At 49.8% G+C, this 19,352-nt stretch carries 14 protein-coding genes; 11 read left to right on the forward strand and 3 right to left on the reverse strand.

Going from position 1 to position 19,352, the window contains the following annotated elements:
- Window positions 1-107 precede the first annotated feature (107 nt).
- Window positions 108-2,600, forward strand: a complete 2,493-nt coding sequence (locus ACN081_RS07910) for a DNA polymerase III subunit gamma and tau (RefSeq protein ID WP_419107459.1) — start codon at window positions 108-110, stop codon at window positions 2,598-2,600.
- A gap of 49 nt (window positions 2,601-2,649) precedes the next feature.
- On the forward strand, window positions 2,650-3,624 hold the full coding sequence (recR, locus tag ACN081_RS07915) for a recombination mediator RecR (protein ID WP_419103826.1): 975 nt from the start codon (window positions 2,650-2,652) through the stop codon (window positions 3,622-3,624).
- Between the two features lie 28 nt (window positions 3,625-3,652).
- Here the strand turns inward: recR and ACN081_RS07920 are convergent, their stop codons facing one another.
- Window positions 3,653-4,159, reverse strand: coding sequence for a DUF2087 domain-containing protein (locus tag ACN081_RS07920; protein WP_419107460.1), 507 nt, complete (start codon window positions 4,157-4,159; stop codon window positions 3,653-3,655).
- Window positions 4,160-4,570: 411 nt separating this feature from the next.
- Here ACN081_RS07920 and ACN081_RS07925 point away from each other — a divergent pair, with 411 nt between their 5' ends.
- Both ACN081_RS07925 and ACN081_RS07930 read left to right on the forward strand, forming a co-directional pair.
- Entirely contained in the window at window positions 4,571-5,866 is a 1,296-nt protein-coding gene (locus ACN081_RS07925; RefSeq protein WP_419107461.1) for an aspartate kinase, read from the forward strand.
- A 45-nt stretch (window positions 5,867-5,911) separates the two neighbouring features.
- A complete protein-coding gene (locus tag ACN081_RS07930; protein ID WP_419107462.1) occupies window positions 5,912-6,898 on the forward strand; it encodes a 3-methyladenine DNA glycosylase in 987 nt (328 codons plus the stop codon).
- 156 nt (window positions 6,899-7,054) lie between these two features.
- Here the strand turns inward: ACN081_RS07930 and ACN081_RS07935 are convergent, their stop codons facing one another.
- Together ACN081_RS07935 and ACN081_RS07940 are read right to left on the reverse strand one after the other, a co-directional pair.
- On the reverse strand, window positions 7,055-9,949 hold the full coding sequence (locus ACN081_RS07935) for an exo-alpha-sialidase (RefSeq protein ID WP_419107463.1): 2,895 nt from the start codon (window positions 9,947-9,949) through the stop codon (window positions 7,055-7,057).
- A 117-nt stretch (window positions 9,950-10,066) separates the two neighbouring features.
- Window positions 10,067-10,861 (reverse strand): FadR/GntR family transcriptional regulator, encoded by a 795-nt coding sequence (locus tag ACN081_RS07940; protein ID WP_419103834.1) that lies wholly within the window; start codon window positions 10,859-10,861, stop codon window positions 10,067-10,069.
- 177 nt (window positions 10,862-11,038) lie between these two features.
- Between ACN081_RS07940 and ACN081_RS07945 the strand changes: the two genes are divergently transcribed.
- The 7 genes from ACN081_RS07945 (at window position 11,039) to ACN081_RS07975 (ending at window position 19,340) form a co-directional block, all read left to right on the forward strand.
- Window positions 11,039-12,658, forward strand: a complete 1,620-nt coding sequence (locus ACN081_RS07945; RefSeq protein WP_419103835.1) for an ABC transporter substrate-binding protein — start codon at window positions 11,039-11,041, stop codon at window positions 12,656-12,658.
- Between the two features lie 161 nt (window positions 12,659-12,819).
- Entirely contained in the window at window positions 12,820-13,773 is a 954-nt protein-coding gene (locus ACN081_RS07950; protein ID WP_419102342.1) for an ABC transporter permease, read from the forward strand.
- Between the two features lie 2 nt (window positions 13,774-13,775).
- Window positions 13,776-15,797 (forward strand): dipeptide/oligopeptide/nickel ABC transporter permease/ATP-binding protein, encoded by a 2,022-nt coding sequence (locus ACN081_RS07955; RefSeq protein WP_419107464.1) that lies wholly within the window; start codon window positions 13,776-13,778, stop codon window positions 15,795-15,797.
- Window positions 15,794-16,666, forward strand: coding sequence for an ABC transporter ATP-binding protein (locus tag ACN081_RS07960; protein WP_419102340.1), 873 nt, complete (start codon window positions 15,794-15,796; stop codon window positions 16,664-16,666). The genes ACN081_RS07955 and ACN081_RS07960 overlap by 4 nt, the downstream gene beginning before the upstream one ends.
- Before the next feature lie 47 nt (window positions 16,667-16,713).
- Complete coding sequence (locus ACN081_RS07965; protein ID WP_419103837.1) at window positions 16,714-17,625, forward strand: dihydrodipicolinate synthase family protein; 912 nt, start codon at window positions 16,714-16,716, stop codon at window positions 17,623-17,625.
- A 61-nt stretch (window positions 17,626-17,686) separates the two neighbouring features.
- Window positions 17,687-18,622 carry an ROK family protein gene (locus ACN081_RS07970; protein WP_419107465.1) on the forward strand — a complete coding sequence of 312 codons (936 nt, stop codon included), beginning with the start codon at window positions 17,687-17,689 and terminating at the stop codon, window positions 18,620-18,622.
- Window positions 18,623-18,653: 31 nt separating this feature from the next.
- Window positions 18,654-19,340 carry an N-acetylmannosamine-6-phosphate 2-epimerase gene (locus ACN081_RS07975; protein WP_419107466.1) on the forward strand — a complete coding sequence of 229 codons (687 nt, stop codon included), beginning with the start codon at window positions 18,654-18,656 and terminating at the stop codon, window positions 19,338-19,340.
- Window positions 19,341-19,352 lie beyond the last annotated feature (12 nt).

The following is a 19,352-nucleotide window of genomic DNA, read 5'->3' on the forward strand; positions in this document are numbered from 1 at the left end:
AAAAAGCATCTTCTGCTCTGCGTGGATAAATTACCCTTAACACTGACCTATTCATTAGACTAGGGTGCAAGATTCTTTTTTATTGCACGAATGTATAGGGTTGAGCTGTGAGCACTGCACTTTATCGCCGTTACCGCCCAGAATCCTTTAACGAGGTTATCGGTCAGGAACACGTCACCGAACCACTCATTACAGCGCTAACCAATAACCGCGTCAATCATGCCTACCTGTTCTCGGGTCCACGTGGCTGCGGTAAAACAACGTCTGCTCGTATCCTCGCGCGCTGCCTCAACTGTGCAGAAGGCCCAACACCCAACCCTTGCGGAGCCTGTGACTCGTGTAAAGAACTTTCTCGCCACGGCGGAGGATCGCTGGACGTCATTGAAATGGACGCTGCCTCACACGGTGGCGTCGACCATGCTCGAGATTTACGTGAACGAGCAACTTTCGCACCGGTTCGTGACCGCTATAAAATCTTCATCATTGACGAAGCGCACATGGTCACTCGCGAAGGGTTTAACGCTCTTCTTAAAATCGTTGAAGAACCACCAGAGCACATTAAATTTATTTTTGCGACGACCGAACCGAATAAAGTCCTCGGAACAATTCGTTCTCGCACCCATCACTACCCTTTCAGACTTGTTCCCCCAAGCACTCTCTCTTCCTACCTATTGCAACTGTGTCAAGAAGAAAACGTGCAGGTTGAAGACGGCGTTATCCCACTGGTAGTTCGTGCCGGTGGTGGGTCTGTTCGCGATAGTCTATCTATCCTTGATCAGTTGATGGCAGGTTCTCAGCAACAACATATTTCCTATGATGTCGCTACGTCTTTACTAGGATTTACCCATAGCGGACTTTTAGACGATGTTATTTTTGCTTTTGCTCAAGCAAACGCTGCTGAAGTTTTCCATGCAGTAGACCGTGTTATTCAAACAGGACAAGATCCCCGCCGATTTGTTGAAGATTTGTTAGAACGTCTGCGTGATTTGATTATTATTCAGGCAGTTCACGGATCTGTTGAGAGTGTCCTTCAGAATATGAGCGCCGATCAGGTTGAACGTTTACGCCAACAGGCCTCTGCTTTCGGCCCAGCAGAGCTCTCACGAGCAGCAGATGTAACCAGTCATGCGCTTAACGAGATGAGTGGCGCAACATCACCTCAGCTTCACTTAGAGTTGTTGTGTGCTCGTATTCTTTTGCCGGCTTCAGAGAAATCTATTGGTGCCGTAGGTGCTCGGTTAGATCGCCTTGAACGTCGTGTCGGTTCTCTCGTCGAGGAGAATGACGGCAATTCTAGCCGCTCGACAGCTCGTACTGAACATGCCTTATCGGCCGGTGAGGGCAGTGCACAGTCTATGAAGCGCCCGCCGTTGTCGGCTCCACCATTAGCTTCCGCTCAGCCCGCTCAGCCCGCTCAGCCCGCTCAGCCCGCTCAGCCCGCTCAGCCCGCTCAGCCCGCTCAGCCCGCTCAGCCCGCTCAGCCCGCTCAGCCCGCTCAGCCCGCTCAGCCCGCTCAGCCCGCTGCCGAGGATACCTCACCTAGCACCACATCTAAAAACCCCTACGCACCACTCACGGGGGCAGCACTCTTAAACGCCATCACCACACGATGGAAAGAAGTCCTCGAAGCCATACCCGAAAGCCAAGCACAAGAAAGATTTGGCCAATGCAATCCCTGCGACTTCACCAACAACGCCCTCTATATCGAAGCTGATATTCAAACACTACGAGGCGTTAAAGAATTCCTCCCCCTCCTCAAAAACGCCCTCTTTAAAGTCTTTGGCACTCGCTGTGATATTCACGCAAAAGTCCTTAAAACTACACCTCAAAACACACCATCACACCAGCCCTCCCCCGCTACGTCAACAGAGCATCTTCAAAAACCAGCCGTTGAACAACCTCAACCACAGCAACAGTGGAACGAGCATCTACAACCCCACACCGGAAAAGACCCAGAATTCAGCCCCGAAAACTGGAATAACCCCGTCACCGATTGGGAAGTAGCGCCTGTACCCTCACACCCTGATGAGGAACAACCGATAGAATCCTCATCACCAGAACAGGCTAAAACAACAGTTCTTAGCCCCGTACCAGACCCAACTGAAGAACCAGAAATAGCAGAGCCAGTACATAACAGTATCGCTAACGTCGAATACGAACCAGCTGATGACACAGAGGACGATGATGTAGACGATTTTGTCGAAGAGCACCCTCATTTACGTGTTATCGACGGACAGGCACCACCCCTACACGACTCCGCACGAGAGAATCACCCCACTTCACAGCAATGGAAACGCCCCGACATCTCCGTTGCACCAGAACAGCCTGAAGAAGCTGAGGACGAAACTCAAAACGTAGAAAACGACGACGAAAAACACGAAGATACAGCACCAAGCTTCCGCGAAAAATATGCCAAAGAAGTGGCTGAAGGAAACCGCGCCGTACACGAAAAGGCTCAAGAGGTTCACGATAATAATCCCGTAGAAGAAGACTTCGTCCCCTCTGATGAAGACGAACCTCTAGAGAAGGTTATGCTCATCGGACAACGAGCCGTCGAAAAAATTCTTGGTGGAGTTGTCATCGACAACATCAAAAACTAACTACGTATTCTTCTACTTGCGTTCTACCCATATATAAGGAGCTCTCTCTATGTACGATGCTGCGGTGCAGAACCTCATCGATGAGCTTGGCAGGTTGCCAGGTGTTGGACCAAAGTCTGCCCAACGTATCGCCTTTCATATCTTGAATTCTGATTCTTCAGAAATGCAGAAACTTACCAATGCGATTAATACCGTCAAAAACACTGTGAGTTTCTGCCAAGTATGTGGAAATATCTCCGAAACAGATCAGTGCGCTATCTGTCGGGATGAACGTCGCACCCCAACGACTTTATGCGTCGTTGAAGAATCAAAAGATGTGGTCTCGATTGAACGTACTCGTTCTTTTCACGGACGATACCATGTCTTAGGCGGGGCGATTAACCCTCTAGCGGGGCTTACCCCCGAACAGCTTCGTATTCGTGAACTCATTGCGCGCCTTGCTGACGAACGTATCGAAGAAATTATTTTAGCGATGGATCCAAACCTCGAAGGTGAAGCAACAGCAACATACCTTTCTCGGTTACTTGTTCCTTTAGGTGTTCGAGTTTCACGTCTAGCTTCTGGGCTGCCCGTGGGCGGAGACCTCGAATACGCCGATGAGATTACCCTTGGACGAGCGTTAGAAGGTCGCCGTATTATTGCTGAAGGTAACCGCCACAGTACAGAAAATCATGCAGAGGCGTTTACTCAAGCTGTTGCTGAAGACCAAGAACGACAAGCTCAAAATACGCCGGCACCACAACCTCGCCAAAGATGGAGTGGTTCAATGTTTGAAGAGCTATCTGAAGAACATGAAGATGCACCGCAGCAGGGCACCCTCAACGAACCGCTTTTAGAAGAACTCGATGCCGAAACGATAACGGAACCTGAGGGTAGCTCTCGCCCAGAAGAACAAGATGGTTCTTCATCTCAGCAGCAGAGCTATCAAGAACGCTTAGAGGAATTAAAGAAAACTCCGCTACGCACCCCAACCCCTCAGATTCCGCCTATCCCGGGGCGAACGTATGTGAACCCTTGGCAATAAATCGTACTGAATGTTGTGTTCAGACGTTTTATAGTGTGCCGAAGAAATCTACCTGTTTTTCTTGCCCGTTCAAATAGTCTGGTAGCCAATAGAATTCCCATGCCGGAGCTTCATCGTGTAAAACGGTTCCCCACCGTTCGGGGCTAAAGGCTGTTAGCCAGTATTCTCCGTGGGTGTTTCGTTCTAAATACCCGTAGTCAACGAGTTCTCGTCGGAGATATGCGAAGTCTGACCACAATTCGTTAAGAATGTGGTTTACTTCTTGTTCGGTGTAGGTTTGGCCCCTCTGAAAATAGTTGATGAGGTAGAGCAAAATATGTGCTCGTGTTCGACGTTTTGAGGGAATGACCGTCATCGCGCCGTCTTTAAAGAATCGGGAGACGATGGTTTGGTGTTCTTGGTAGGCTTCTTTACGCGCGCTCTGGTGCTGTTCTTCGTACTCTTTAAGTAGTTCCATGCGAGCGGTGGTGTAGTTTACCCCTGTTTGTTGCATGCGAGCGCGTACTTGAGTTTTGAAATTGCGTTGAGTTGTCATGGATAACCCTTACATGTGTATCCCTAGCCTACTTTTCGTGTTATCTGATGATGTGAACTCAATATGCACCACGTCGTGTGCCGCCCTTTTGTTGTAGAAGTGGGGCGGTGTTGTGTTGCAGTATGTCCCATGAGGAGTCTTTCCCCTTTACGGTGCATTGTTTAAGCTAGGGTTCAACGATGCCGTTAGGCGTTAGGGTTCGCCTAAAGTGAGGATACATCATGGGGCACGAAAAACACAATTAATATAGTGTTTTAGGTTACACAATATGGGTTAATATGAAGTAATCTGTGTAGCAATGTCTACGTTTGAGACGCGTTTACCACTTGAACACTGAACTACTCTAGTATGGATGCAGAATCGTCAGCCCTCTGACGGTTATTTCAGAAGAAAATCTAGTGGAGTAAGTTTATGAGCCTGATTGTTCAAAAATTTGGTGGTTCATCGGTCGCAGATGCAGACGGTATCAAACGCGTAGCCAAACGTATTGTAGATACCCGAAAAGCAGGGAATGATGTGGTAGTGGTCGTCTCCGCTATGGGAGATACCACCGATGAACTATTAGATCTTGCCGCAGAGATTACTTCAGATTCTTCTCCTTCACGAGAACTGGATATGCTTCTGACCGCTGGTGAACGTATCTCTATGGCAGCGTTATCTATGGCGATTAACAGCCTCGGGGTCAAAGCGAAATCTTTTACCGGTTCTCAAGCTGGGATGATTACCGATGGCGTACACGGCGCTGCTCGTCTTGTAGAGGTTACTCCGCAACGTATTCATGCCGCATTAGCAGAGGGCGATATTGCTATCGTTGCAGGTTTTCAGGGAATGAACCGTCAGACCGGTGATATTACAACGTTAGGGCGTGGCGGGTCAGACACTACCGCAGTCGCGTTAGCTGCCGCTTTAAATGCTGATGTCTGTGAGATTTATTCTGATGTCGATGGTGTTTTCTCAGCTGATCCGCGTGTTGTTCCGACCGCCCATAAGCTGGAGACCATTACTAGCGAAGAAATGCTTGAGATGGCAGCAAATGGTTCAAAAATTTTGCATCTACGCTGTGTAGAGTACGCGCGCCGTTTTAACTTGAAATTACATGTTCGTTCATCATTTTCTGAGTTGGAGGGAACACTTGTTATTCCCGAGAATTCTGAAGAACTGACCCCTAACCATTTAAAGGAGATTCCCTTGGAACAGCCCCTCATCTCTGGTGTTGCACACGACCGCAGCCAAGCAAAAGTTACTCTTATTGGGGTTGTTGATACACCGGGTTCTGCTGCGAAAGTCTTTGGTTTGCTCAACGAAGTTAACGTGAATCTGGATATGATTGTTCAGAACGTTTCTACGGACCGCCCTGACGTTACCGACATTACTTTTACTCTTCCTCAAGATCAGGGAGCAAAAGCTGTGAAACGTCTAGAGCAGGCACAAGAAGAGGTCGGTTTTACGGAGCTACGCTACACCGAAGAAATTGGTAAGCTCTCCTTAGTTGGTGCGGGTATGAAGGCTCATTCTGGTGTGTCTTTCACCTTCTTTGAGGCGCTAAGCCAAGCTGGGGTGAACGTTCAGATGATTTCAACCTCAGAAATTCGCATTTCAGTCATTACTGATTTAGACAAGCTCGACGAAGCGGTACGCGCCGTGCATACGGCTTTTAATCTTGACGCTGAAGGCGAAGCGACTGTTTACGGTGGTACAGGTCGCTAAAGACTCACGCAGATTCTCTGATGCCTCAACGGTAAAATACTTCCTATGAGTTTTTCCGTTGAGGCATTTTCATGGGTTCTTTATGAGCCTGAGCAGTGGCAGAAGTACGCGCGTGAACATCACGAACGTGCCGCTGTTTTTGCGGACCCATATTTAACAAGACGCCATCGCGGAGAAAAACACCCGGTTGAGGATTTCCTTTTCACCTACTACACCCTCAAGCCTGCACAGTTTAAGCGTTGGCATCCCGGTGCTGGTGTTATTTTGCTTGATGCATCTGAGTATGCTCAGCAGAAATTTTATATGCGTCTAAGCGCTGAAGACATTGCGCAGTTACCTCTTAGCGAAGCACACAAAGAACGTATTTCTTCTAGCGATTGTGCTGTTACGGTTGATGTTGCACAATTTTTGCAACGCCGTTCTGAAGCCGTGAGTTATACCTATCAAATCCTTTCGAATACTGCCCAGAAAAATGGTTTTTTCGGGTGTTTTGGGATGCACGAGTGGGCGATGGCGTATCGTTCCGTAGAGAATAATATCCGCCATGATTATTTACCCTTACGGTTAGGTGCTGAAGGCACTAATGAGGTGGTAGATTCTCATCGTATCCGTTGCTCACATTTTGATGCGTTCCGGTTCTTCATGCCACAGGCTGCCCCAAAGAATGAGCTACAACCAACCCGTCAGCAACAGCGTGTTCTTGAACAGCCAGCATGTTTGCACGCAAACATGGATATTTACAAGTGGGCGTATAAACTTCTTCCTTTGGTTGATTCTCAACTTCTTCTGGATTGTTTTGAGTTAGCGTGGCAGGTGCGTGAACTTGATATGCGGGCAGCCCCTTATGATCTCCACGATTGGGGTTATACCCCTGTTAAGGTGGAAACTCCTTCCGGTAAAGCAGAATATGTGCGTTATCAACGTGATTTTGCAGCCCGTGCTCAGCAATTACGTACCCGTCTTTTAGAACGTGTTTCTTCGGTGTATTCTCCTGAACTGTCGCCGTCGTCTGCTCACACCCAGAGTGTTTAGCCTCCTAAAGCTCCTCATCTTTGAAGACTCAGATAGGAAGATTTTAAAGAGCGTCGAGGTGGGTTTAGAGCAGTGTTGGCACACTGTTCTAAACCCACCTCATATTAGGCTCATGGCTGAAGCGATACGCCCAAGCTACGCCAAGGCTAGCCGTTATTAATCTTGGTGTTTATCGTTCATATAACGGTAAATGAACGCTGCCATAGCATCGCGCTGTGTTGGCTGGTAGGGGCGGAAAGTACCGTCATCCCACCCTCTAGTGATGCCTTGTTCAGCGAACCACGCAATCTCACGGGCAAAAATTACCGAAGAATCAACGTCTTTGAACATCGATGGCACTGGCGCCGTATATTCAGGAGAGCCAGCAAAACGGTAGAAGAACACTGCAATAGCGTCACGTTGTGCCGGCGCATGGGGACGGAATGTTCCGTCTTCCCACCCTCTAGTGATGCCTTGTTCTGCTAACCATGAGATTTCTTTATAGAAAACATGGTCAGTCGGCACGTCTTTGAACGGTGAGACCGCTGGTGCCGTATATTCTGGTGAGCCTGCCATACGATAGAAAAATGCGGCTACAGCAGCACGGTCAAGCTGTGCTAATGGCCGATAGGTTTTATCAGGCCAACCACGAGAGATACCGCTTTCTCCCATCCAGTTGATTTCGGTATAGAACAGGTCTCCAGGGTTAACATCACGAAAATATGGTGTTGTCACCTCTGGTTCTTTGCTTGGCTCTGGTGTTGCAGGCTCTTCAACTACCGTTTGATGTACGGGGAGTTGATCTCCAACGAATTCAACCTGAGCGGTTTTTTGTGTTTCTGTGGAGGTGACTTCAAAAGTGGCTTTTGGTTGGAAGTAGCCTCGTTCTAGGTCTTCCTCGGTGATGCGGTGAGATGCAGTATGGCATTGGTAGGTTGCGTCAGCTTTCAGGTTGAGCCACCGGCAGTTTGGTGCGTTGGGTGGAAGGAATCCGTCCTCAAAGTTTCCGGCAATGGGGACGGAGTGAACAGTGCCTTCTGAGGTGTTATGCACAGTGAAGCGGTAGTTGATAACATCGCCGACTTCATAGCTGTCTTTGGTATCACCAGCAACAGTTCCAGAGATGTCTAGAGCCGGTTCTAGATTGATCGCACGAACGTAAACGGGTTCGCCACGGTACGTGCTTTCGCCTGTTTTAGAGCGGTCTGCTGTTGAGACAGCGTTAAAAGTTATTTCAGGGATAAAGTATCCGCGGTCAAGGTCTTCTTGAGTGACCGTGTGTCCCGCTGTTTTACAAACATAGGTTGCGTCAGCGCCGAGGTTGCGCCAACGGCAGTTTGGCGCGTTGGGTGGAAGGAAGCCGTGGTCGAGATTTCCTCCGGTAGGTACGGCATCAACAGTTTCTCCGCTGGTGTTCGTAACACGGAAGGTGTAGGGTACGACATCTCCTACGTGATAGGGGTTTTCTGAGATGTCACGGTCAGCTGCTTGTCCTTCACTCAAGACCACTTGAAAAGGTGTTTCACTGGTGCGGTTTACTTGTGCAGAGAAGGTATAACGTGATTGTTTTCCTTGCGCCTCAGTAAAGACAACATCGAGTGAACCGCTGCGTGCTTGAGCGGTTGCAGTGAGCGGAATATTGACGACAGTACTAGCGCCAGCGTCAAGGGTAGGAACGTTTACGTCTGTTGCGGTGAATCCGCGGTTGTCATGGACGGTAACGCTACCACTTACGGGGTGTTCTTCTTGGTTGGTAATTGTCACGGGAATAGTCGTAACGCTATTTTCATCGACGGTGATGTCTTCTGCGCTAAGTGGTGCGCAGACAACGTTGAGCCAGTCTTCGTCGAAAACACCAAAGCGTATGTCATTTTGATAGCTTGCTTCGTAGAGGACGCCAAATCCTCCGCTTGATAACGCGGTTCCAGTGGAATATGCTCCGAATCCGTCTTTAAATTGTCGGATGCCTGGCCATGTTTGTCCGTCATCACAGGAGACTCGTGCGGTGAGGTTTTCGCGGGAGTTTCCGTTGTTGTTATTGGAGTTGGTGAAGATGAGTTTTTGGGCGTCTTTGCTGCCTTCTGGAGCTTCGGGGAACATCCTAAAGATTGAGGCGTTATTTTTGGGGTCGGGTAGTTGTTTGTCGAGGGTGACTTCAGAGTAGCTGTGCCCGCCGTCTTCAGAGATGGCTACTTTTCGGTATCCGGAGAAGACGAAATCACGGGAGTTGAGCATAACTCTCCCGTCAGAGAGTTCGACGACTTTGTTTTCGTCCATTTCGATACCGACGTATTCGCCACGTTTCCATGTCTTTCCGTGGTCGTCGGAGTAGACGGAGTACGCTTGGGTTTTTTCTCCACCGGCAGCTTGTTTGACGGTTCCTGTGAACTGTTGGATGAGTCTGCCTTTGTAGGTTCCGTAGCGTAGTTGGATGCCTTCACCGCTGGTGGCGAAGATAGCTCGGGCGTCTCCGGGTTGGGGGTTGTTTTTGTCTGCGCCTTGTTTGACGATGGGTGTGATGTCTCGAGGTTCGCTCCAGGTGAGTCCTCCGTCAGTGGATTCAGTGACGACTGCGCCCATAACATCAGGGTCGCTCATATCGTTTCCGTAGGTACTACCCCAGAATCCTTGGTTGTGCGATTTGACGAAGAAGGCGAAGACGCTTCCGGTTTCTCGGTCTACGACGAAGGAGGGGTCTGAGTAACCGTATTTTTGGGTTCCGTCATTGCCGAGGTGTCCTTTGGCGATATAGCTGATGTCGCTCCATGTTTTTCCGCCGTCTGTTGATCGGCGCATCACAATAGAGTTGGGGTTTGGTGCGTCTGCTGCGTTGTAGGGGCGCCCGTCCCATGCGGCAAGGATGACATTATTTCCGAGGTCAGCTAGTGCTGGAATGCGGTAGGTTGCGGAGTCTCCGATGAGTTTTTCACCGAGGTTTTGTTCTTGGTAGGTGCCCGGTCCAGAGGTTGCTGGTAGGACCGGTTGTGGTGTTGCGTAAGCGGGAATGATTCCTGTGCTTGTGGTCGCTGCGATGAGCGAGAGTGCGAAAAGGCTCTTAGTGTGTTGTTTCATCGTTGAAATGCTCCATCGACATAGATGTTTAAATATGTGCTACAGCGCACATCTAAGATAAGCACCACACTAACACCAAAAGCTCAATATCTGGAACTCACGTGCAAAAAGTTTTGTTTAAGTATCTTCTCGAGTAGCTCTTTGCCATGCCGTTAGACGCCCTCGAATGCCAGCAAAATGGGCAGCCATAAGCTCTGTTCCAGCCACTGCATCGCCTTTTTTCACAGCATTAAGGATGTCTCGGTGAGCAGCAACTAAAGACTCACCTTGCTTCTGACTAGCAGGAACAACAGCATCTAGTTCTACGGAAATCACGTTATAGACAATCCAGAACACTTCCAAAAGTTCTGAAAGTAAATCATTCTTCAATGGTTCATAAAGCGATGCGTGAAACTCCCTGTCCCAGCATGACCAATCTTTACCTTCTTTAACAGCCTGTTCCATCTGAGTTACGGCATACTCAATTTTTGCTATTTGTTCATCGCTCATCAACGGTATTGCAAGAGCGATTAACCCTGTCTCTAAGGCTTGACGAACATCTGTGAGTTCTCGCGCTTCTTTACCGCCACGATGCAAGGAGGTTAATCCGCGGAATGTTAGCCCGCGAGTCATGGCTTCTAGAACACGTCCTCCAACGAATGTTCCAAACCCGTGACGGACTTCAATAATCCCTAACCCTTCTAAGACTTTGAGTGCTTCTCGCAGGGAGTTACGCCCAACTTCTAACTCTTCAATCAGTTGTTGTTCAGTAGGAAGAGGGTCTCCCGGTACGAGTTTTTCACGCAGGATTATTTCGATAATCTCGTTTTGGAGTTGATATTGACGATTTTTTGCACGTGAAGCATGAGGGACACTATTAACTTCATAAATTTTTTTAACCGCCCCCACTTGCGGTTTTGTGTTTTTTACCACGGCTCCTCTTCTCAAATCCAGAATCTTATTTTAGACGAAACTAATATTTTTTATAGAAAGTAACATCCCCTTTGATGTTGCACATCTGGGAGATGGCTACTATTCTATAATACAGGTAGGACATCCTACGTCAGGGTGTTCTTTCAATAAAACAACCGTCCACAAAGGAGTGCGACTATGCCTCACCTTAAAGACATCACCGAGCACAGCTCGACTCGCCGCAGCTTCTTCAAGCTAGCAGGCTCAGTTTCAGCAGCCACCGCTTTTGCTGCATCTATCGCAGCATGCGGCTCAGGCTCTAAAGGCTCTTCTGACGCTAAAGCAGATGGAGCAAAAGCTGGCGAGATTAACAAAGATGGCACCATTACCGCTGGTATCGCATACGATATCTCCACCACCTTCGCACCATCACAGGCATCCGGTGCTGGCCCCCTCGCAGCGAACATACACATCTTTGAAGGTCTTTATGGTCTAGACCCTGCAAGCCGCAAGCGTTATAACGCTCTAGCAACTGCAGACCCTGAAAAGATTGACGACACCACCTACCGCGTCACCTTGCGCGAAGGTGCAAAATTCCACAACGGCGACCCTGTCAAGGCATCCGACGTTGTTTACACCTACGGTAAGTTCACTGACAAGAGCTCCCTCTTTGCACAGTTCCTCTACTTCATCGACTCTGTCAACGCTGTTGATGACTCCACCGTAGAGTTCAAGTTCAACCAGCCATTCTCGCTCTTCGCTGACCGCATCTCCTTGATGCAGATTATGCCTGAAAGCGCAGAAAAAGACTTTGAAGCATTCGGTGCACACCCCATCGGTTCCGGCCCTTACAAGTTCGTTTCCGCAACCAAGGGCGACCACATCGAATTCGCGCGCTTCGACGAGTACAACGGCCCTCGCCCAGCACTCGCAAAGGCTATGAACTGGTCCATCCTCTCAGACGCAGCAGCACGCGTTACCGCTATCCAGTCCAAGCGTGTTCAGGCGGTAGAGTCTGTACCTTACGACAACATCGCAGTCTTGGAGAACACCTCCGGTCTTAGCGTAGAATCCGTACAGTCCTTCGGATTGCTCTTCATGATGTTCAACTGCGAAAAAGAGCCCTTCAACAAGGTTGAAGTACGTCAAGCACTGTTCTACGCACTCGACATGGACAAAGTCATCAAGACTGCACTGCTTGGCAACGCAGAACCTGCAACCTCCTTCTTGCAGAAGAGCCACCCAGATTACGTTGAAGCTTCTACTGTCTACACCCACGATGCAGACAAGGCAAAGAAGCTCCTCAAAGACGCTGGCGTTGAAGACCTCACCCTCACCGTGCGTTCAACCGACCACGACTGGGTTGTTTCCTGTGTTCAGCTCATCCAAGAATCACTCAAGGAAGCTGGCATCAAGGCGACTATCGAGCCTACACCATCGTCCTCACTGTACTCCGACTACGTAGACACCGGAAACTTCGATGTTCTCATCGCACCCGGCGACCCCTCCGTATTCGGTAACGACGTAGACTTGCTCCTCTCCTGGTGGTACCGTGGCGACACCTGGCCCACCAACCGTTTCCGCTGGTCAGGAACTGAACAGTACAAGCAGCTTCAGGAATACATGAACGCTGCAACTACCTCATCAGATCCCAAAGCAGAGTGGAAGAAAGCATTCGATTTGCTCTCTGACAACGTTCCGTTGTACCCACTATTCCACCGCAAACTACCTACTGCGTGGGATTCGGAAACACTCGTTGATTTCAAGCCGCTTCCAACAACCGGCATCTCCATGCTTGGTGTAGGAACGACTAAGTAATCTCCGCTATTCCACACAGCGGTTTGTGAAGGTTTTTCCCTTTTTCCTTCACATCATGATCGGCGGTGGCTTCCGGGCATTGGTACGGATTGCTTCATTTCCGTACCACGGGAGTCACCGTCGAACCTTTTTCACACGCATTCTCTATGCGGGAGTTTCTCTTGGCTAATTTTCTTCGACTACTTGGAAGAAGACTACTTGCACTACCCATCATGCTCTTGGGTGTGACAATCCTCGTCTTCGTTATCTTGCAATTCACCCCCGGTGACCCAGCAACTATCGCCCTCGGTGAAGGCGCTTCACAAGAAGCAAAAGAAGCATATCGCGTTGAACACGGTTTAGATAAACCTCTCATCGTGCAATACTTCGCCTTCCTCTGGCGTCTGCTCCACTTTGACCTTGGCATGACCACCGCACCGGCTCAGCCCGTCATCGACCAAATCACAGCAGCATTTCCTGTCACCATTCAGCTCACATTCTTCGGTGTTCTCATCGCAGCAGTCGTCTCCCTCGTGCTCGGCGTCATCGCCGCACTCTACCGCGACCGCTGGCCAGACCAGATCATCCGCGTACTCTCCATGGCATCTATCGCAACGCCTTCCTTCTGGCTCGGTATTTTGCTCATCCAATACTTCGCACTTGACCTAGGAATTTTCCCATCCGGAGGCACCCCACCAGAAGGCGGAGGATTTGGAACATGGCTATCTTATATGACACTGCCAGCAGTAGCTCTCGCAGTACCCGTATGCGCTTCCTTGATCCGTACCGTACGCACCTCGATGGTTGAAGAGCTCGATAAAGACTACGTTCGTACCGCTATCGGCAACGGTGTTCCTTACCGTGAAGTCGTTACAAAGAACGTTCTCAAAAACGCCCTCATTACTCCCGTAACCGTTCTTGGTTTGCGTATTGGCTACCTCCTCGGTGGTGCTGTCGTGATCGAAATGATTTTCTCTCTCAACGGCATGGGCAACCTCATCTTTACCGGTATCACAGGTAACGATGTCAACCTCGTACAAGGCGTAGTACTCACCATCGCGGTGACCTTCGTCCTCGTCAACATTGTGGTTGACCTCCTTTACCTACTCATCAACCCACGAATTAGGACGGTGTAACTGTGCGCAGAGGACTCGCTGAACGACTCTCCGCCCCTGGCGTTCGCTTCAAAGCGTTGCCACTTGGTTCTAAAATCGCCCTGGGGTTCTTAGTATTTATCATCTTCATCTCCTTCGCGGCTCCCTGGCTTGCCCCACATAATCCGCTAGCTTCAACGGGAATGCCCATTGACCCGCCAAGCGCCGAATACTGGTTTGGTACAGACCGTCAAGGCCGCGATATCTTCTCACGCCTGATGTACGGTGGACAATCTTCCTTGATGGTTGGTCTTGGTTCCGTTGCCGTCGCACTTGTTGCCGGTGGCATCCTCGGAGCTATCGCAGCAACCAGCGGCAAATGGGCTTCCGAAACCATTATGCGCATCATGGATATCTTCATGGCATTCCCCGGTATCGCACTTGCCGCAGTGCTCTTGGCATCACTAGGGAACTCCATCCCCACTATCATCATTGCTATCGCGGTGGTGTACACTCCACAGCTAGCTCGCGTAGTCCGCGCACAGGTACTTGCTGCTTGGGACGAAGACTACGTCCGCGCAGAACGCGTTATGGGTGCAGCTCGCCCCTACATTCTGACAAAACATATCGTCCGTAACACCATCGCACCAGTTCTCGTATTCGCAACGGTCATGGTTGCAGACGCTATCATCCTCGAAGCGTCCTTGTCCTTCCTCTCCGCCGGTGTGCGCCCACCGAACCCTTCATGGGGTAACGTCATCTCTGACGGTCGTGCGCTCATCCTCTCTGGCGGTTGGTGGGCAACAACCTTCGCCGGTATCATCATCCTCTTAACCGTTCTTGCGTTGAACGTCCTTTCCGAAGGCATGACAGACGCAATGGTCAACCCCAAGCTACGCCGCAAAGTCGTTATCGAAGATACCGACCCAGTAGCTGGCGCTAACGGCATCACTGCTGAAGAGGAACTTGCAGAAGCAAAACTTGCAGAAATTCGCAAGCACCGCGACCTTCAAGCACAACGCGAACTAGATAACGTTCTTGTCAAACTTCGTGAGGCAGAAAACCGTCGTACCGACCGTTTCGTTGTAGATAAGAACGCTCCTGTAATCCTTGAAGTCAAAGACCTCAGCATCTACTTCCCAGAACGTTTCGGCGACACCCCAGTCGTTGATAAAGTGTCCTTCACCGTGTACGAAGGACAGACCATGGGACTCGTTGGTGAATCTGGTTCTGGTAAGTCCATTACTTCTTTGGCAATTATCGGTCTGCTCGATAAGAAAGCAAAGATTACTGGTTCTGCTGTCTTTGAAGGACAAGAACTTGTTGGAGCCCCTGAATCTGTCTTTGAAAAACTACGCGGTTCTATCATCTCCATGGTGTATCAAGACGCTCTTAGCTCGTTGAACCCCTCCATGCTCATCAAAGATCAGATGGAACAGCTCACCAGCCGTGGCGGACGTAAGTCACCTGAAGAGCTTCTACGCTTGGTGAAGCTTGACCCCATCCGAACCCTCAACTCGTACCCGCACGAGCTTTCTGGTGGTCAGCGTCAGCGCGTACTCATCGCTATGGCGCTATCTCGTTCACCCAAACTCGTTATTGCAGATGAGCCAACGACTGCTCTGGACGTTACTGTTCAAGCTGAGGTCATTGATTTGCTCAATGAGCTCCGTGAACAGCTAGGATTCGCGATGATTTTCGTGAGCCACGACCTCGCACTTGTTGCACAGGTAGCGCACCGTATCTCTGTCCTCTACGCAGGTCAGGTCGTAGAAGCTGGTGCAACCGTACAGCTTCTGAAGAACCCTATGCACGAGTACACTCGTGGACTTCTAGGATCGGTCCTCTCTATCGAATCCGGTTCTGAACGTCTCTACCAGATTCCTGGTACAGTCCCCTCCCCTGGCGACTTCGCTGTTGGTGACCGTTTTGCACCTCGTTCATTACGTGAAGATGCAGATCCTCATCAGAAGCTTGTCTTCGTTCCAGTCCCTGGAGAAGACGACCACTTCTGGGCTTCTCACCTACCAGAAGACGCACAAGCACAACAAGGAGCACAGTCATGAGCAACGAAAACAGCAACAACGCTGACGCTCACCCAGAACTGCTCAACACTGTTGGGCGTAAGGCAGTAGCCCGTCTAGGTGAGACCATCATCGAGCTCAAAGATGTCAAAGTTCACCACCGTTCCCGTACTGGTGGTATCTTCAAACCAAATATCGTCAAAGCTGTTGATGGTGTTTCTCTGAAAGTTCGCCGCGGCGAAACAATCGGTCTCGTCGGCGAGTCTGGATGCGGTAAGTCTACTTTGGCGTCAGTTATCGTGGGTCTTCAAAAACCAACGGACGGAGATGTTCTCTTCAAGGGCAAGAGTGCTCTCAAACGAAACGCTGCACTACGACATGATTTCGGTTCGGATATCTCGATTGTCTTCCAGGATCCAGCTACCGCGTTGAACCCTCGTATGACAATCCAAGATATTCTCCGAGACCCGCTGGATGTGCACGGCATCGGTGATAAAAGTGGACGAGACCGTCGAGTACGTGAACTTCTACATTTAGTCGGTCTACCGGTGTCAGCTTCTGAAGCTTTGCCCTCTCAAATTTCTGGTGGTCAGCGCCAGCGTGTAGCTATCGCTCGTGCGTTAGCTCTTGAACCCAAAGTGATTGTGGCAGATGAACCTACCAGCGCGTTGGACGTTTCTGTTCGCGCGCAGGTACTTAACCTTTTGAGCGACCTCAAGCGTGAACTTTATCTGGGAATGGTTTTCATCTCCCACGATATTCAGACCGTTCGATACGTCTCTGACCGTATCTGCGTTATGAATAAGGGACGCATCGTTGAAGAAGGTAGCGCGGAACAAGTCTTTGACCGTCCTTCGCAGGACTACACACGCACTCTTTTGGGTGCGGCACCGACCTTGCTTCACGTCTAAAAAGAACACGTTATTTAGTCAATAATTTTTTCTAAGGATTATTTATCATGACCTTTTCAGGAGTCATTCCTCCTTTGCTCACCGCTCGCACTGCAGAAGGTGACATCGACACCGATTCCATCTCACGTCTTGTTGAGCACCTTATCTCCGGTGGTGTCAGCGGTATCTTCGCTCTCGGTTCTTCTTCTGAAGTTCCTTATATGACTAACGCTGAGCGTGAACTTGTCTTACGTACTTGCGTTGAAGCTATCGATGGACGAGTCCCCCTCATCATTGGTACCAATGAGCAGACCACTGCTCGCGTTATCGACGAAGCTCAGCGTCTTTTGGCTATCGGTGGCGACGCTATCGTTGTCACAAGCCAGTATTACGCTATTGATAATCTTCATGAAGAAGAGCGTCATTTCCGTGCGATTGCAGCAGCAGTAGACGTTCCTGTTTTTGCCTACGACGTTCCTGTACGTACTAAGCAGAAACTACCTGTTGGTCTGCTTGCGAAGCTTGCTCGCGAAGGCGTAATTACTGGTGTGAAGGATTCTTCTAACGATGATATTTCCTTCCGCCTACTAGCTCTCGAGACTGCAGATCTTGAAGATTTCAGCCTCTTCACTGGACACGAAGTGGTCTGTGATGGTGCAATGCTCTCTGGTGCTGCAGGTATGGTACCTGGTTTGGGCAACGTTGATCCTGCTGGATATGTTCGCCTTTACGAGGCAGCTCGTGCCGGTGACTGGGCACAAGCTAAGGCGGAACAAGACCGTCTGGCTCAGCTTTTCAGGATTGTCAATGTCACAACCCCCAGTGTTTCTGGTGGTGCAGCTGGCCTTGGAGCGTTCAAAACTGCTCTTGAGTTAATGGGCGTTATCTCTTCACGTCGTATGAGCACCCCGATGGAGTCTCTCAACGATACTGAAGCTGAACGTATTCGTGGCATTCTCGTTGAAGCTGGGTTGCTTTAGGCTCTAGCTTTTAGATACAGAATATAAACCAACACACACATTGCAAGGTAAAGGAATCATCGTGGAAAACAGCACCGTCGTCGCAATTTCGGTTGATTTAGGTGGCACAAAAACCGCCCTCGGAATTGTTGATCAGCGCGGTGCTGTTTTGCATCGTGCGGAGATTCCTACCCTTGCTCAGCTTGGCGGTGTGGCTCTTGCCGAGCACACCGCTGAGGCTGTGTTGGAACACATTTCTTATGCTCGTTCTCATGGTTGGGATGTTGCCGGTGTCGGTATAGGCTCAGCTGGTGTTATTGATGAGAACGGCACTGTTGTTACCGCCGCCAACGTTATTAAAGACTGGACGGGCGTTCAGTTTGCGTCCATCGTTGAGTCAATGACCTCTTTACCGACGCGTGCTGTCAATGATGTTCATGCCCATGCGTTAGGCGAAGCGTGGCTTGGTGCTGCGGCTCAAGCGCCCTCATCGCTCATGATGGCGTTCGGTACTGGTGTGGGTGGAAGCTACATTGAAGATGGCAAGCTCATGCGCGGTGCTCATTCTCTTGCCGGTCATACCGGACATTTTTCTTCTCCTCTAGCTGTTGGCTTGGATTGCCCGTGCGGTGGTCGTGGGCATGTTGAAGCTGTTGCAGCTGGGCCTGCGGTTCTTCGTAAATATCTTGCGCTAGGTGGTGCTCCGGCACCGGATACGAAAGAAGTTTCTGTGCGTGCTCAACAAGGGGATGAGCTAGCTCAAGAAGCTATTATTTTTGCTGGTCAAGCTGCTGGAATTGCGTTGGGCGACCTTGCTACTATTTTTGATCCTCATCTGATTGTTGTCTCTGGCGGTGTTGTTAATTTAGGTGACCGCTGGTGGACAGCTCTTCTTGATTCTTATGCTCAAGCTGCTTTAGGTCAGGCGAAGAGCACTCCTATCGTTTTGGCAGAGCTTGGTTCTGATGCTCCTCTCATTGGCGCAGCTTCACTTATTCATCGTTCTTCATTAGCGTAGTTATCGCCATATTTTTCGATAAGGAGTTTTCATGTTTACTGCTTCTGAACTGGTTGAGTCTCTTAAAGGTCAGCTCATTGTTTCTTGTCAGGCATATCCTGGGGAGCCCATGCGTCAGCCTCAAACGACAGCTCAAGTTGCCGCTTCTGCTGTTCTTGGAGGGGCGGCAGCTGTACGTGTTCAGGGTATCGCTGATATTCAGTTCACTCGTAATTCCGTTGAAGTTCCGGTGATTGGGCTGTGGAAAGACGGACATGAAGATATTTTTATTACGCCTACGCTTAACCATGCGTTGAGTGTTGCTCATGCTGGGGCTCATATTGTTGCTCTCGATGGAACAACTCGTGAACGTCCTGATGGGTTATCTTTAGCAGAGACTATTCGTGGTGTTCATGAACGTTCTCATGCCTTAGTTATGGCTGATTGCGATAGCTTTGAAGCAGCTAAGGCAGCTGTTGAGGCTGGTGCTGATTTTATTGGTACTACTCTTGCTGGTTATACCGATGCTCGCGCAAAAACTGATGGCCCTGATCTTGAGCTGCTACGTTCGATTGCAGAAGCAGGTTTTGACGTCCCGCTAATTGCTGAGGGCCGTATTCATACTCCGGCGCAGGCGCGTGAAGCGCTTGATGCAGGTGCTCATGCGGTGGTGGTAGGTACAGCGATTACTCACCCAATTTCTATCACGGGGTGGTTTAAAAACGCTTTGAGCCATTAGTCTCTCTGTTGG

It is taken from the genome of Rothia sp. P13129 (assembly GCF_048512865.1).
Taxonomy (GTDB): domain Bacteria; phylum Actinomycetota; class Actinomycetes; order Actinomycetales; family Micrococcaceae; genus Rothia.